The 15575-nt window shown below is 43.5% G+C and carries 14 protein-coding genes; 2 read left to right on the top strand and 12 right to left on the bottom strand.

The features are described from left to right. The 4 genes from WBV27_RS04400 to WBV27_RS04385 all read right to left on the bottom strand — a co-directional run. The coding region (locus tag WBV27_RS04400) for a hypothetical protein (RefSeq protein ID WP_424199766.1) at positions 1–472 on the bottom strand (472 nt) is incomplete at its 3' end. Between the two features lie 17 nt (positions 473–489). Further along, a complete protein-coding gene (locus WBV27_RS04395) occupies positions 490–1983 on the bottom strand; it encodes a DUF7305 domain-containing protein (RefSeq protein WP_424199764.1) in 1494 nt (497 codons plus the stop codon). A 9-nt stretch (positions 1984–1992) separates the two neighbouring features. Next, positions 1993–2484, bottom strand: a complete 492-nt coding sequence (locus WBV27_RS04390; RefSeq protein ID WP_424199762.1) for a PilW family protein — start codon at positions 2482–2484, stop codon at positions 1993–1995. After that, positions 2441–2803 (bottom strand): hypothetical protein, encoded by a 363-nt coding sequence (locus tag WBV27_RS04385; RefSeq protein WP_424199760.1) that lies wholly within the window; start codon positions 2801–2803, stop codon positions 2441–2443. The genes WBV27_RS04390 and WBV27_RS04385 overlap by 44 nt, the downstream gene beginning before the upstream one ends. Before the next feature lie 300 nt (positions 2804–3103). On the opposite strand from WBV27_RS04385, the gene WBV27_RS04380 reads away from it, so the two are divergent. Beyond that, positions 3104–4087 (top strand): sensor domain-containing diguanylate cyclase, encoded by a 984-nt coding sequence (locus tag WBV27_RS04380; RefSeq protein ID WP_424199758.1) that lies wholly within the window; start codon positions 3104–3106, stop codon positions 4085–4087. A 65-nt stretch (positions 4088–4152) separates the two neighbouring features. Here WBV27_RS04380 and WBV27_RS04375 read toward each other — a convergent pair whose 3' ends face one another. From WBV27_RS04375 to WBV27_RS04365, 3 genes are all read right to left on the bottom strand, one after another. Beyond that, the gene (locus WBV27_RS04375; protein ID WP_424199756.1) at positions 4153–5994 is read right to left on the bottom strand and encodes an HD domain-containing phosphohydrolase; all 1842 of its coding nucleotides are present in this window, start codon (positions 5992–5994) and stop codon (positions 4153–4155) included. Between the two features lie 73 nt (positions 5995–6067). Continuing rightward, positions 6068–8299 carry a putative bifunctional diguanylate cyclase/phosphodiesterase gene (locus WBV27_RS04370; RefSeq protein ID WP_424199768.1) on the bottom strand — a complete coding sequence of 744 codons (2232 nt, stop codon included), beginning with the start codon at positions 8297–8299 and terminating at the stop codon, positions 6068–6070. Positions 8300–8660: 361 nt separating this feature from the next. Beyond that, positions 8661–9575 (bottom strand): GGDEF domain-containing protein, encoded by a 915-nt coding sequence (locus WBV27_RS04365; protein ID WP_424199754.1) that lies wholly within the window; start codon positions 9573–9575, stop codon positions 8661–8663. Positions 9576–10141: 566 nt separating this feature from the next. Here WBV27_RS04365 and WBV27_RS04360 point away from each other — a divergent pair. After that, positions 10142–10450: a hypothetical protein gene (locus WBV27_RS04360; protein ID WP_424199752.1), complete on the top strand. Its 309-nt coding sequence runs from the start codon at positions 10142–10144 to the stop codon at positions 10448–10450. 14 nt (positions 10451–10464) lie between these two features. Here WBV27_RS04360 and WBV27_RS04355 read toward each other — a convergent pair whose 3' ends face one another. The 5 genes from WBV27_RS04355 to WBV27_RS04335 all read right to left on the bottom strand — a co-directional run bounded on the left by WBV27_RS04355 (position 10465) and on the right by WBV27_RS04335 (position 15432). Continuing rightward, positions 10465–11364 carry a nuclease-related domain-containing protein gene (locus tag WBV27_RS04355; protein ID WP_424199750.1) on the bottom strand — a complete coding sequence of 300 codons (900 nt, stop codon included), beginning with the start codon at positions 11362–11364 and terminating at the stop codon, positions 10465–10467. 571 nt (positions 11365–11935) lie between these two features. Next, on the bottom strand, positions 11936–12862 hold the full coding sequence (locus WBV27_RS04350; protein ID WP_424199747.1) for a GGDEF domain-containing protein: 927 nt from the start codon (positions 12860–12862) through the stop codon (positions 11936–11938). A 693-nt stretch (positions 12863–13555) separates the two neighbouring features. Beyond that, positions 13556–14347 carry a nuclease-related domain-containing protein gene (locus WBV27_RS04345; RefSeq protein ID WP_424199745.1) on the bottom strand — a complete coding sequence of 264 codons (792 nt, stop codon included), beginning with the start codon at positions 14345–14347 and terminating at the stop codon, positions 13556–13558. Between the two features lie 420 nt (positions 14348–14767). Further along, complete coding sequence (locus tag WBV27_RS04340) at positions 14768–15079, bottom strand: helix-turn-helix transcriptional regulator (RefSeq protein ID WP_424199743.1); 312 nt, start codon at positions 15077–15079, stop codon at positions 14768–14770. Beyond that, the gene (locus WBV27_RS04335) at positions 15076–15432 is read right to left on the bottom strand and encodes a type II toxin-antitoxin system RelE/ParE family toxin (protein ID WP_424199741.1); all 357 of its coding nucleotides are present in this window, start codon (positions 15430–15432) and stop codon (positions 15076–15078) included. Before WBV27_RS04335 ends, WBV27_RS04340 begins: the two co-directional genes overlap by 4 nt. Between the last annotated feature and the right edge of the window lie 143 nt (positions 15433–15575).

The raw sequence follows: 15575 nt of genomic DNA, 5'->3' as shown, positions 1-15575 counted from the left end.
GAGCATCTTCACCCTCTATGTGCTCAATATTCACTTCTTTTGAGTCGTATAAGCGGTTGATTGTCTGCAGTAAGTCATCTCGTGTCGCGATCACCGGCTTGACGGCATAGCCGGTGGAAAATTCCAGCTCCTCTATTGCATAGAAGTCCAACGGATCATTCATTGCCACAGTCAAGTGGGTATGCTCTTTTTTGATCGGGAGCAATAATTTCGACCGTGCAAACTCTTTTGATATCAGCTCGACTACAGACATATCGATCGGATACTGATACAAGGACACACTTTCCAGTTTCAATTGGATTTCCAGTGCATCCAGTAGTTGTTTTTCGGTGATGTACCCTTGTCCAACCAACAAATCGCCTAATTTTTCGTCCTGCTTTTTCATGCTGAGCGCTTCCACAATCTGCAGTTCCGTCACGAGCCCTGCTTCTTTCAACATATCCCCTAATTTTTTCTTCTCAAAATCTGCCACATTATCCCACCTTTCTGCTAGTTTTCTATGATTGGATCTAAGCTGATGATGTCTTTCGGTTCCGGGTCAGCGGCTGGGGCTGCCGATCCGAACGGAAAGCCAGCCGTGTTGATGGGCTGGTACGTCAGGCTTGCCCCGCCATCCATTTGAAACGTTTTTGCGATGACCGTGCCTTTTACGGCGTAGCCCCTTAACAAGTTTACCGCCGCATTCGGTGCGATAAGCATCAGGTTGGACGTATTTCCGCCAGTAAGCGATACATTATTGCCACCTGTCAATAATACACCGTTAATCGGGATACTATTCACACTTATATCAGCTTTCTTGACGATCACGTGTCCGTTTATCTTTATGTTGTCTGCTAAACCCAATCCTGTATCACCTAAATAAACGAGTGTGAGTTTGCTGGAATTTCCATCCTTATTGATGGCTATGCCACCACTGTTGATCTTAAAGGAATTTTTTACGACAATCGTAAGCGTCCCTTCACCCGTAACATAAATATCCCCACCCAAATCCAAATTATCAGTTAAAATCGTGTAATCAGCCCCACCCGTATCGATCGTCAAGCTCCATTGGCTTTTACTGGTAATTTTGGGGATGTAAACATCTGATTTCAATTCAAGCTTATATCCAGCTGCTTGATAGTTGGTGATGTTTAGGTTGCCGTTATTGTCTTGAATTATGTGATTCCCGATTTTTTTTTCGGGTAGCTTTTCATTGATATTTGGGACGGTAATCTGGTTCAACAATTCACGATAAGTCCCAAAGTCCCATTCTTCATCTCTAGGCTCCCTGTTTGGCAAGTTCTTATACGAAGATGGATAAACGAGTAACTTCTCCCATAATATCTTATTCGAGTAAAACAACGTAGCTGATGTAAAAGTGGGCTTACCTTTAATAACGAATGATCCTGGTTCTATAGAATTGGTATACATATCTCCCATTATGGTGCCATCGAAAATTTCTGTTCTTCCTTGCGTCAGCAAAGCCGCAATACCGGGAAGCGTCGGCAGTCCACTGCCGCCGGTGTTTTTATTTTTCCACTTGACAGTGACTTGCTTCGTGACGGTTCTTTTTTTCCCATCCACGATGCCGGTGGAATAAATGGTGTATTTTTGCGGATCCGATCCGGCTGCCTTTTCGGTCGGGATTTTTTCGGTCCGGATCGTTGCGGTCGGTGTGCTGCCGAACTGCGGATCGAACGCAACTGTGGAGGGACCGTTCTTGCTGTTCATTCTCCTCGCTACATCAGCATAGAAAGATTCATCAGTCTTGTTTTCTTTATAGGCGCTCCAAATTTCGCTGCGGATCTCTTCATAAGCTGCAACCGCACCCGCCTCCGCCACATAATAAGCAGAGGTATCGTCACGGTTGGCATCACTCAAGCGAAAGCTGCCGATCGTCAAAGCCCCGATTGAGAGACCCAGGATGGACAATACCAGCAGCACCATCAAGGTCAAAACAAGCCCACTACCCTTTTCATCTTCACGGAGATGCTTGATTCTCATTCCACCCGCTCACCTCCTTAAATAAATCGTAGTTTGATATTCTTTTGGTTGGCTATTCATTTCTGACAAACTTTTCAACTCGATTTTGACACTCTTTGTTTCAGCATAGCGAGTGACAACAAAATAACCAACATCCTCCGCCAAAACCTGATCAGTATTTTTCACAAGCTGTTCACCTTTTTTGCTGAATGCCTCAGCACCTTTGATCAAAATGGCATCCCCTGATGCGGATACCGTTATATCAGCAAAAGGCGTCTTGCGCACTTCTCTGGAAATGACAGAAAGCGTGTAAGCGAAATCATTTGATTGACGAGCGGAATAAGATTGCGTCAGATATTGCTTTTGGCCAAACAGGTGTACAGCCCCCACCAATGAAAGCACCACCGAGAGCAGCGCAATGCTGGCCAACAGCTCCACAAGCGTCATCCCTGATTCGTTCCGTAGATTAATCTTCGAGCTAGTCTGCTGTACGGAACGACAGCAGCGTTTCCATTTCCGCATAATTTTCCCCTCCCTTGGAAACCGTCACTGTTCCCTTGTAAAGGGCATCATTCAGCTCTGAAGTTTCAACTCCATATGTCACTTCAAAACCGGAGACCGTTTTAGGGCTTTCGTCCTCGATCAAGCTCAACGTTGCACCCGCACTCTTTGTGTTTGAATAGTAGGTCAGCAATTCAATCTGTTCCTGCGCAATGAAAGTCGCCTCGTTCACTGCATCGGTTCGGTTGTTGACTTTAGCAGCCTGAATGAAAAAAGACATGAACGTGGTGATGATCAGCGACAGGAGCAGAATGGATGCTAAAACCTCTACGAGAGTCATTCCCTCTTCTTTTGATAACATACCTTTCATTTGTGTTCTATACCAACATTTCATGGTCTTCTTCCTTTTTTTAAAATATAGTTATAAATATCGGTATTTTTTTCATTTTAAAAATGCAATATTTTCGCAAAATTTTGCCTTTAATGAGTATATTATTTTAACGATTGGCTGTCAATGATATTGAATTCATGAAAAACGGTGTTCCTTGCGTAGGAGTAGACAGCCCCCTATAACGACAAGACTATTCACAAATATGATGGTAAAATGGTCGTAAAGGCGTATACTGACACGGAGGTTATCATGAAAAAAAATGAAACAGCGCAAAAAAGACTTTTGGACGAAATTGCCTATTTGAAGCGTTTGAACAAGGAACTGATCAGTCAAGTATTTGAAGACGATTTCTCGAAATTCCCGTGGTTGGGAAACCTGGGACAGTGGTTTTGGGATTGTCAAAATAATATTGTAACTTTCAATCCCTTGAAAGCAAGTGCGCTTGGGTATTCACAGGATGAAGCGCCCGCAGAATCGGGATTCGAATTTTTTACGGAAAAGTTGCATCCTGAAGATTATGACGCTGTGATGGATGCAATGCGTGCGCACCTCAAAGGACTGGTGCCTGTATGGGAAGCAAAGTATCGCATTCAAGCAAAGGACGGATCTTGGAAAGTTTTTTATGATCGAGGCAAAGTTACGCAATGGTCAGCCGATCATAAGCCACTATTCCTTGTAGGCAATGTGTTTGATATAACTGAGGACGAGAATCAGAAAAGGGAGCTGCTTCATAAATCGACGTTCTGGCGTGCACAAGCAGAAATTGACAGCCTGACCAAGCTGTACACACGGGCTGCATTGAATGAAAAGTTATCCTCGATTCATCAAAACAGTCTTCTGAACCAGAAAAACTACTCTATTTTATTATTGGACATTGATCACTTCAAAAATATTAATGATACCTACGGCCATTTGGTCGGTGATCAAGTCTTGAACAGAATCGGTCCCGTACTCCGTTCCAACATTCGTGAAGTGGATATCGCTGCTCGATATGGTGGAGAAGAATTTTTGATTGTATTCCCAAATCTAGCGAGTGAAAATGCTCGAATCATAGGGGAACGCATTCAGCAGAGCCTGCAGAATGCTGATTTCCCCATCGAGCACGTCTTGACGATCAGCGCAGGAATCGCCTCAACTCACGAAACGCAAGATGTGATGGAACTCTTGAAACTTGCCGACGAGCGTCTTTACCATGCAAAAAATACTGGCCGAAATCGCATCGTCTATGATTAATCGTAGTGTATCCAAACGGGGTTTTATGTCCATTTTTTTTAAATGAATCATCGTTGTCTTCAACCTTATTTTTCTCCATAAAGAAGCACTTTTCCGATGAATACCGAAACAACTTCAGGATCGAATTGGGTTCCTGCGCAGTTTCTTAATTCTTGAATAGCTTCTTCCCTTGTTTTGCGGTCGGTGTACGTACGCCCACAGGTCATTGCATCATATGAATCCGCAACTGCGATGATACGGGAAGCTAAAGGGATATCCTCTTTTTTCAATTTTTCTGGATAGCCTGATCCATCTACCCACTCATGATGGGACAAGACAATCATCGCAACAGCAGCGTATTCATCGACGGAACGAAGGATTTGGTACCCCGATTCAGGATGGCGTCTGATCAGTTCTAATTCTTTTTGAGTCAATGGCAGGTCCTTATTGAGAATCTCTGACGGTATAGTGATTTTCCCGATATCATGCACTAAGGCGGCTTTCTTCACTAGTTCTTGTAAGTATGGGTCAAGTCCCATTTTTTCTGCAATCTTTCCGGCATGATCGGCAACATTTTCTGCGTGTATCGGATCCCATTTCCTTAATAACCTTGGATTCGACTGGATACCTTCAATAATCGAATTCTTATGCTTGCGGCTTTTGCGCAACTTATCTTCGTACATCAATCTATCTGCTTCCAAAATGATGTCCTCAACAGTGTCTTCTATCCCTGTCTTTGTTGTAACGCCTAAAGAAATACTGATCCATTCTGATGGGAATCTCCCGGAAATTTTTAAAGTATCGCTTTTCTGGATTTCCTTAGCAAGTGAACAGGCCACCTCATAGGGTGTGTACGGAAGCAACAACACAAACTCATCTCCGCCATAACGGACGAAAATATCGCCTTCCCGTTGAAACCTCAGTATTTTCCCTGAAATCGTGCGCAGTAATTCATCCCCTTGATCATGTCCATATGAGTCATTGATCAATTTCAACCCGTTCAGATCAACAAAAATGACACTCAGAGGCAGTTGGTAGGGCAGTACCAATGCCTCCGATGATGATTGTATAAAACTGCGCTGATACATCCCTGTTAAGGTGTCTCTATTATGATAGTACTCAAGTTTTTCCCGAGTCGTAATCAAATCTGAAATATCCCGCCCTGATGCATATATCCGATTCCCAAAAATTTTCATACGCCACTCGTAGTAACGGATCTTTCCTTTACGGTTTAGGATCCGATTGACAAATTTATCGAGCCCTCCAAATTTCACTGATTCACTGATAGCAAATTTTGTGGCATACAAATCATCACTTGCGATGATTTCAAATATATTTTTGCCGATCCACTGCGAATAATCGTAATCCAATGATTCGCGCCAGGTCTGATTGATTTTGATGATTGTTCCACTGAATGAAAAAATACAGTATAAATCTTTTGTCACTGAGATATAGCGTTGCAGCTCTTTATTTTCATCCCTCAGATCCTTTTCCGTTTGCATTTCCAAATAGATGTCCTTTGCAGTGCCGACTATTTCCATCGCTTTTCCGCTCTCATTCTTTGAAATGATCAGCGTAGCCTTAAGCCAAATCCACTCACCATCTTGTTTCCGAAAGCGAAAGCCGGGCACTTGAATGGTCTTATTTTTCTCAAAATCCATTTCTTGAAAAATCTGCTTATCCTGCTCATGGATATAGTTGCCCCACAAAGTTCCGACTACCGATTCTATCGTATACCCAAGCTCATTTTCCCAAGATTGGGATGCAAATAAAATAATTCTGTCCTCGGATAATCTGAACTTCAATTCCGAAGTTATTTGAATCATCAATTTGTATTTTTTTGATTCAGTTCCTTTCCCCGCGTGAGAATCAACCATAATTCCCGTGGCCAATTTATCCGAATCACTTTCTTGAAATCTATCTATCATCTTATTTCTCCTTCGCGATGGCGCGCAACTTCTCAGTAAATAGTACCCAACCCCAAAAAGCTTCATTCTGCAACTACTTTTCGTAACGTCTTAAGAAGGCAATGGCGCTCTCTTCAGCTAAGGGTTTGCTAAGGAGATAGCCTTGGATGATATCGCATCCGTATTTTAGCAGGTAGGCTTTTTGCCTTTCATCCTCCACACCCTCTGCTATAACGTTTAACCCAATTTTATGGGCCATAGAGATGATGTCTGAAATGATCAGATCCTTTTCAGACGTGTGACTTATTTTGCCGATGAAGAACCTGTCAATCTTAACGGCATCTATATTCAGTTCAGCAAGTCTGGAAAAAGAGGAATAACCCGTCCCAAAATCATCCAGCGAAATGGCTATACCCATTTTCTTGATTGCCTCTAAACTTTCATTAATCTGGCTAAAATGGTCGAGCAATACCGTTTCTGTAACTTCGAATTCCAGTGGCTTCCTGCCCTTGTCTGATAAAAAGAGTTTTTGTTGCAGATTCTCAAGAAAGTCTTCCCGAAGCAATTGAATGCCGGAGATATTGACTGCTACACTCGTCTCATGAAAACCTTCATTCTGGAGTCGTTGTAAAAAATCGCATGCAAGCAGCAGAATATGGTTCCCTAAATCATAAATCAGCAACTTTTCCTCAGCTAAAGCAATAAATTCATCCGGAGCGATTTGGCCCAGATTTTCGATTCGAAGCCTAGCCAGCGCTTCGAACCCAATGACTTTATTATTCATCAAGTCGAGCTTAGGCTGGAATTCCAGATAAAAAGATTCGGTATCTTTACCTTCAATGACTTCCCGCAATACTTTTACAATTTTATCATGCCGCAGGAGTCGTTTTTCCATATCCTCGTTAAAGAACGCCAGCTGATCTGCTGAACTATCTTTGATATAAGAAAGTGTCAGTATTGCATCCTGCAGAATTTTATCCGTTGTGGTATGCCTATCTTTGATCTCCACTATAGCTATCTGAATATCGACATACTGGTATTCCGTTCCTTCCATAATCGGATTCTCAAAAATGTGCATAAGTTTATCAGCGAACGCTCTCAGTTCTTTCTGGTCTGCGGAATCATCAAGCACCACTACAAATCTGTCTCCGTCGAACCGGAAAAGCAGGTCTTCCGAATCCAATAGTGTCCTGATTTTAAAGGCAATCTGTTTTAGTACCTCATCTCCATATAAAAATCCGTAGGTGATGTTCAATGTTTTAAAATTAACGAAATTGAGAAGCAACACGGCTTTATTTCTTCTGTACGGATTCCGCAGGACTTGATCTAAGTACTCCGAAAGATATTTGCTGTTCCGGAGACCCGTAAGCTCATCATAGTAGGCAATTTTGATATTGGATTTACTTTTCCGATAAGCATAAAAAAGAATGCCACCCGTTGTAAAGATGATTATCGAACACACAGTAATCGCATATAGAATGATTTTTTTGACTCCGGCATCGATTTTTTCAGTAGGCCAATGAATCAGCAACGTGCCAAATTTATCATTTTCGAAAAATATAGGCACGGAAACTCTTAAAAATTCATACCCATCCATTTCAGCTCTCTGAACATCCGATGCATTGCTATCCATTTCTTCACGAAGGTCTTTATTCTCAATCGTGCGACCCTCATAGTCAGGAAGGCTGCTTGCAATAATTTCGTATTCTGGATTGACAAAGAATACCTGCTTTACATCCCCTCTGCTCGAAATTTCATTTATCAATTTTGTGATTTCAAAATCCTCAAGGAAATCCTGTCTGCTCTCTGCAAGAACCCCTAATTGCACAAATCCACCAGCATCATCTTTTACATAACCAAATTTATAGTATAAGCCATTCTCGGTGTCTGGACGGACGTCTTCCACCAGCATCGTCTGATCGCTCATCATGAACTCATAAACCGGATGTCCTTCATATGCTTTCCACCCGATAAATTCTTCATATGTGCTGTGGGTAATTTCCCCCTCATTGTTGTACAAATGTATTTCATCCACATTGAACGTTTGGGAAATTGCGTCCAACACCTCATTATTTTCCCTGTTTTCAATAAGCATGATGGCTTGACCCGCTATCCTTATTTTCTCATCCAATAGTTCCGTGATGATCTGGTAGGCTTCACTTGTCTGAGCCAAACTGTGGGAATAGCTGTCCGCAATTTCAATGGTCATATCTTCAAGCTGATCATACTTTTCATCAATTCGATTTTTCACTGTAAAACCTATCAAAGCCGAAAAACCTATCGCCATCATCAAAAACGGAACCCAAAAATAGGTTGCATCAATCATCTTCAATCTGTCTCTTCCCAACACACAACCCCCGCTAACACGTATTGCACTATTTTTTTGTTCTGAAACGATTCTTGAAAAGCAGAGATATCAATTATTCCCTACTATTCACTCAAATGATTATATCATTTAATGTATAAAACTATAGTAATAATATTGATTATTAGCTTATCGAACAAATGGCTTTAAATGCTGAAATGTTTTTTTGTCCATAATCGAAAAACAGCCACAAAAGTTGTCTAGTCAACGATTGTGGCTGTTTTTGAGAGAATGCCCCGAGGCCGATTCTACGTTAGTTTAAAATCCTTACTTACAATTAACAAGGCCGGGAGTTTTGTTCCACTCATTGACAGCCCTGTCTTTAATGCGGGAACGAAATAATGACTTGGTTTCTGCCGCCTTTTTTTGCTTTATAAAGCGCCACGTCGGCCCGTTTGAGCGTTTTTTTCAAAGTTTCTCCTGTGCGACTGTGTGCCACCCCCACAGATATGGTAACGCTGACCGGATCACCTGAAGTTGTACAGAAGCGCCTGTGAGCGACTATTTCCTGCAAGTCATGAATGAACTCCTCTGCATCTCTTTGATTTGGAGTGTCGATGATCACGGCGAACTCCTCACCACCGATTCTGTAGAAATCTGTGTCAAAATTCGAAAGCTCATTGAACACCTGCGCCAACTGTTTTAAAAGCGCATCCCCATTGTCATGTCCGAAGCTATCGTTATAGTCCTTAAAATAATCGATATCGACCACTGCCAATGTTACAGCTTTCTTTTCCCGCTCCACGTCCATCAGATCTTTGTTGAAAGTGCGCACGTTCTTGAGGGCCGTCAGATGATCGGTGCTGGCAGATACAATCAATCTGTAGAGATCGGTAATAAAAAAGTGCATAACATAGGTTGCGGCATACCCGGAGGTAACCAGAATGCTGCATATCAACAACACGAGTTTTTTATCAGCTATCAGGTGATTGGAAAACACAATTGTAGGGATGAGCGCATAAGTGACCAAGACTAGCAATTGAGTCAGCTCATTCAACCTATCCCGGGTATAATGGGCTATCAACGGCAATGTGACTGCCAGCAAAATACTGACGATCAGGTTGATTTGGGCAACATCATTATTGCCCCAGACAAACCTGAGTATCCCTAACAACAGGATACTTGAACTGGTTATTTTCCAATCAATGTATTTTGCAGAAAAACAAAACATCAGGAATCTGAAATCATATCTTATCCCCAGAATAACCGTGGAAAAGCTCAACAAAATGATTCCCACCAGCACTTCCAATAAAATGCATTTGATGAAGTAGGATATTTTCTCATTATCTTGATTTGGTGACCCGAAATTGCTTCTCAAGTAGAAGTAAATAGCAAAAAATATGATCCCTATATTTGCCAGTAGACTAACCATTGTGCACTCCTCACATGCATACTTTAATAGAAACAAGTTTATTTTTTTATTCCGCCGTTGTATAAAGTTTATGTAGCAACCACCCCGGAACAAATGTTTGATTCCAGCGAATATCCTAATTGAAACAGTAATATGTTGCCAATTATAACTTACTTATTTCATAATGTATAATACTAATTAGTTTTGAAAATTTTCACACAATCAAAATACAATATTGTATTTTATTTTGGGCTTAAAAAATTTATGTTTATGCCGATAGATTAACTTTAGTTGTTGATCTTAGATTTAAAATTTCAGTTTTATCAAAGAGTAAGCGCATTCGAATAGTTATCTAGCATAATTTATCTGATTGCTGCAACTGTTTAAGCCTAGGATTTGATTCAACATATTCTCAATAGTAAATTTCCCGTATTTGTGAAGGGGGAAAGTGAGTGGATGATACGCAAGAGTTGTTAGCTGATTTTTACATAGTGTGCCAGCCGATCATGCTATGTTCAAATACAAATGTTATCGATGGGTACGAAGTTTTACTAAGATCAAAAGAACAGCAACGTTTTCCCGAAAAAACATTCATGTGGTTCATCGAGGAGGAGCAGCGCAATTCCAAATTGATGGCTTATTATTCGAGGGAACTGGCAAAAATAATGGATATCCACAGCAACACCAAACTGTCACTGAATCTGCATCCCAAACTAATGAACTCCGACAAAGCCACTTTCCGTCGGAGTTTATGCCTTTAACATTTTTCAGCTATTCACACATAATGGCGCCCATGACCTTTTCCGACAGCGCGATAGCTGTTGCGGAGCACCCGATAGACGCGATCTTTATTTTCCATGCCGCACCACTCGGCCATCCGCGGAGTCGTCAGTTTTTCATCCGGAAACAGCAGCCGGAACTCCTCGATATTTTGCGCGATCGTTTTCGTCGTCCGCTCCCTTTTCTTGCAAACCGGACAATAGACAGACTTGATGCCATCAGGCCGAACCGCCGATCCGCAAGCGAGGCAAAACAAATCCTTTCGCAATTTTCGGTAATCGATTGCCGGCAGCTCCTCGGCAAAGTAGCGTGGATTATGCATCTTGATCAGCGTATCCGCCAATCGTTGTTGCTCTGGCCCGATTTCGCCGCTCACCTGCAATTTATGAAAATAATGCAGAATCTGGCTGGGGAGCAAATAGTCCGTATTTTCCTGCGCCCCCAGCAAAGTGAATTCAGGATTGGTGTATACAACATAGGCTTCGATCGGCATTTCGATCTTCAAATCGGCAAGCAATACAGTCAATCTTGCCTGGGTCCTTCGCAGCTGGATTGACGGGTTTTCCAGAGTGGCACCGCTTGGTTTCCTGAATGTCAACTGCCCCCAAGTATGAACGCCCTTATAATTTTTTGCCTCGCACAGCAATAGCTTATCCGGGCAAATCACCAACGTATCTATCTGAAATGAACAGCGGTTGTGCCTCAATTGCAGATCGTTCAATACCAAACAGCGCGAGTCGAGCGCATCCGTGTGCACATCAAGACCGAGTTCCCCTATGAATCCTCCGTCCATATTCACCAAATAATAATGATCATCCGGACTCAATTTCATGCGCTTGGCCAATGCTTCATAAATGCAGAGCAACCGCGGTTTCGTGCGTTCTTTGTATGCCATCATCTGATCCCCCTTGAATTGGTTGTCACCAGTAATCTCTGCAGTCCATCCGCATTTGCGTTTATTTCTTTTTCGGTGACTTCCGATAAGTGATCTTCCCGCCGGAGGAATGCATCCAAAAAGATCATCACCTTCGACCACTGCGGCTTCGCCGGAGTTCGGCCGCCCCACAACGCATCCTCCTCCGGCCAACATGCGCTCATCGGAGTTGAACTATCCGGCGCAATCCTGTCTTCCGATGAGTCCCCTTCTCATCGAAGCTGGCGTTTTCCTCCGGGCAGCGGTCTTCCTGCCGGAGGAAATCCTCCCAAAAGACGATCACCTCCGACCACCGCGGCTTCGCCGGAGTTCGGCCGCCCACCATGCATCCTCCTCCGGCCAACATGCGCTCATCGAAGTTGAACTACCCGGCGCAACCCTCTTCTTCGGCCAGCACCCGCCTCATCGGAGTTATCGCCCTGATACATTACTAATTCCACGCACAAAAAATCCCCGATGAGTATCGTCTCATCAGGGATCGGCTTTTTATTCTAAAATACAGCTATGCTAACAGCTTTGCAGATGCTCATGCTTATGCGTGGGCGGATACCATCACTTTGTTTCTGCCGTTTTCTTTTGCTTGATACAGCGCCAGGTCGGCACGCTTGAGTGTTTTTTTCAAAGTTTCACCTTTCTGGCTGTGGGCAACTCCCACCGAAACGGTGAGGTTGATCGTTTCCCCGGCTTGTGCAGAGAAATTTCTCTGGGCGACCGTACACTTCAATTCATGCAGGAACGCTTCCGCTTCACTTGGACTGAAATAATCGGCGATCACTCCGAATTCTTCCCCGCCGATTCTGTAGAAAGTGGTGTACGGGGTCGCCAGTTCGTTGAACATGGCTGCCAGCTGCCTCAAGATGCCGTCACCGCTGTCATGTCCATAACGATCATTGTAATTTTTGAAATGATCAATATCGATCACCGCCAACGTGACCGGATGCTTTTTCCGCTCCATTTCCATCAGATCACTGTTGAAGAGCCGCACATTCTTGAGCGCCGTCAAGTGGTCTGTGCTGGCCGAAGCAATCAGACCGTACAGATCCGAAATGAAGTAATGCATCACAAAAACCGCGCCATAATTCAAAGCGATCAGAATAATACTGATCGACAGCACAAGTACTTTATCCGTTATCATGTGATTGGTAAAGACGATGGAAGGAATAAGCGCAATGGTGACCAAGACCAACAGTTGCGCCAAATCGTTCATTCTGTCCCGAATAAGCTTCATTATCATCGGCAAGATGATGGCCAATATTATGCTGACGATCAGGTTTACCTGGGCAGCCTCACTGTTTCCCCAAAAAAATCTGATGAGTCCCAGCAAAAAAATACTCGAACTGGTTATTCTCCAATCCATATGCTTTGCGGAAAAACAAAACAACAGCACCCTGAAATCATATCTGATCCCCAAGATGACCGTGGAAAAACTCAATAAAATCGTGCCTAACAGCACTTCCATTAAAATGCATCCGATAATGCCGGATTTTGTTCTATGATCGTGATTTGCTCCTAATCTTCCGCTTTTCAAACAGAAATAAACAGCCAGAAACAGGATCCCTATATTTGCCAGTAGACTAACCATTGTAAGCTCCTTATATACCTATGCTCCATAGAAACAACTCGTTCTAAATTTTGATCGGACCGCTCAATCTAGAATCTGTATCCTGATGCGTCAGCAAAAAAACTTCATGAATATAAATATTTGATCCGTACTCATCATTAACTGATTCATTATAACCTACTTTAGTTGCTACACATATCATTATAAATTGATGGAAACTTTTACAAATCAAAAAAATACAATTTTGTATTTTATACAAACGTAATGAGTGATATTTTTCACCAATATATTGTATTTCCATTAATTCAAGGCTTCTGAGCTGGCGGTTTCCTCCGGTTAGGGTTCTCCCGCCGGAGGACAGACGCCCAAAAGACGATCACCTTCGACCACCTCGGCTTCGCCGAAGTTCAGCCGCCCGACAAGCACTCTCCTCCGGCCAGCATTCGTTCCCCGGAGTTGAGCTACCCGGCGCAATCCTGTCTTCCGATGAACGTCCGCCTCATCGGAGCTGGCGACCGTCCACACAACAGACTCATGCGCTCAACCAACACAAAAACCCCCGGAATCCGGAGGGTTACTAGCTCTTAACATTCATTCCAACCGCATCGTTTCGATCCGCGCTTGCCCGATCCCAGCAGCTGTACGCGTATACGGCACCAGTTCGGAATAGATCTGGTTGATTTCGAGCGGCGTGAAAATATCGGGTAGTTCGGCCATGTCCTTGATGATTTCGCGCACAATCAGGTGGCGGTTCATGACTTTGACGTGGCCCGACTGGACGTACATTTTCTTCAGAGTGCAGCGATCGCTGAAAACGACATAAGATTTGAACGCATCGGCCTCGAGCGCTAGCTGACGTTTCAACGACGAGATGCAGCTCTCATTTTGCCAAATCGGGTTATAAAACTCATGCTTCGGACCCCGTTTCATCGTCTGGGTCCAATAACGACTGTCTTCGTCGCCGAAAATGCAGCCGCTGAAATTCTTCGACTCGAACACATAAATGCCGGTCCGTGCAATCATCACGAGATCAATTTCGCTCGTGGTCCCATCGCTCTTCGGCAAATGAAGATGAGGCAGTAGCCGATTCGGCTCGCCCAATTTTTCCAAGTGACTGTAAATCATGAACTCGCCGCTCGTCCCCTTGTCCAACAGCGTCCCGGCAAAACTGCGCCCGCTCGCGGAACCGTTGTCCGACTTGACGTAGCAGATTTGATTCGACAACACCGCGATAAGAAAAACGAAGATGAGAAAAAATAATAGGGTCTCCAAATCGGTATTCTCCTTCAGAATGGTTTTGTCAGCCGCGAAAACGGGCCGGACTTCCCGACGGTCGGCGCTGCGTGAAGTTTCGATCCGCCCGCATATTGTTACCGCTATCATTTCCGGATTATCCAAACAGAGGATTCCGATGAACGGCCTCACGCTATATCGATTTTACTATATTATCGGAAGTTAGACTACAACTTTATTCATGGAATTTCGGCTATTTGTTTGATTGTGCGCCGGGGAGGGTTTTCCTCCGGTTAGGGTGTTCTCTGCCGGAGGAAAATATCCAGAAAGATCATCACCTCCGACCACGGCGGCTTCGCCGGAGTTCGCCCACCCCGCCACGCATCCTCCTCCGGGCAGGGGCTTTCCCGCCGGAGTTGGCCTCCCCGGCGCAGTCTTTTCTTCCGAGGAGCCCCCTGCTCATCGGAACTCCATCTCGACGCCTTTCCAAAAAATAACCGTTTATTGAGCATGCTGAAAAGACCGATGGAATTTGCACCCTCGGTCTTAAAAAATATTGTAATCTAGCGTCTATCTGACTAATTTCTCTTCTGCTTTTTGATTCACATCTACAAAATTTATTTCGACGCGTTTTCCCAAAGCTTGTGCTATGTCTTCGAGCATGGAAAATGATGGTTCCATTCTGGCGCTTTCGATCCGCGCGATGGTCGAGCGTGATTTATTCACCTTTTTGGCGAATGCAGTTTGGTTCAATCCTGTTTGTTCTCTTAATTCGAAAAGCAAATCTGCAAAATCCAGCTTCGCTTGTTCTTCTTCGAATGCCTGTTTAAATTCCGCGCTTTCGAAGCTGCGTCTCTTGATGGCTTCGCTGTTCTTGCTCATCCGTCGTTCCTCCTTTTGATTCTGGCTGACCAGTATGCTTTTTTGATAGCTTTTGCTCTGCGGATTTCTCTTGCAGGAGTTGCATTTGTCTTTTTGCTGAATCCATGCGTGATATAGTATTCGGTTCCTTTTATTTGAAAATAACAGCCTCTCAACCAATGATCACTTGTTTGGGCGCGAAGTTCATAAATATCATCATCCAACTTCTTAACTCGTTCTTTTCTGATGGAATCCTGCAAATCTGTATTTTCGACTCGATCTATCAGTGCTCTGAACCTAGCTTCTTCCTTCGTACTCAGTGAGTTCAGAAATATTTCAAATTCTTCTCCCCAATCAAATTCAGGTTTAACCATTCGGCACCTCTTTATGTCATTATACAATAGATTGTAGCAAGTACGCTACAAATATTCGTTTTATGATTTCGAATGAACAAGTATCTTTGTAGTAATTCAAGCAACTACTTCCCTATTTCCCCCAAACCGTTACGGATTTCTCC

The organism is Trichococcus sp., assembly GCF_049589555.1.
GTDB lineage: Bacteria > Bacillota > Bacilli > Lactobacillales > Aerococcaceae > Trichococcus.
The sequence above is the reverse complement of the archived record's forward strand: the minus strand, read 5'-3'. Positions and strand labels throughout refer to the sequence as shown.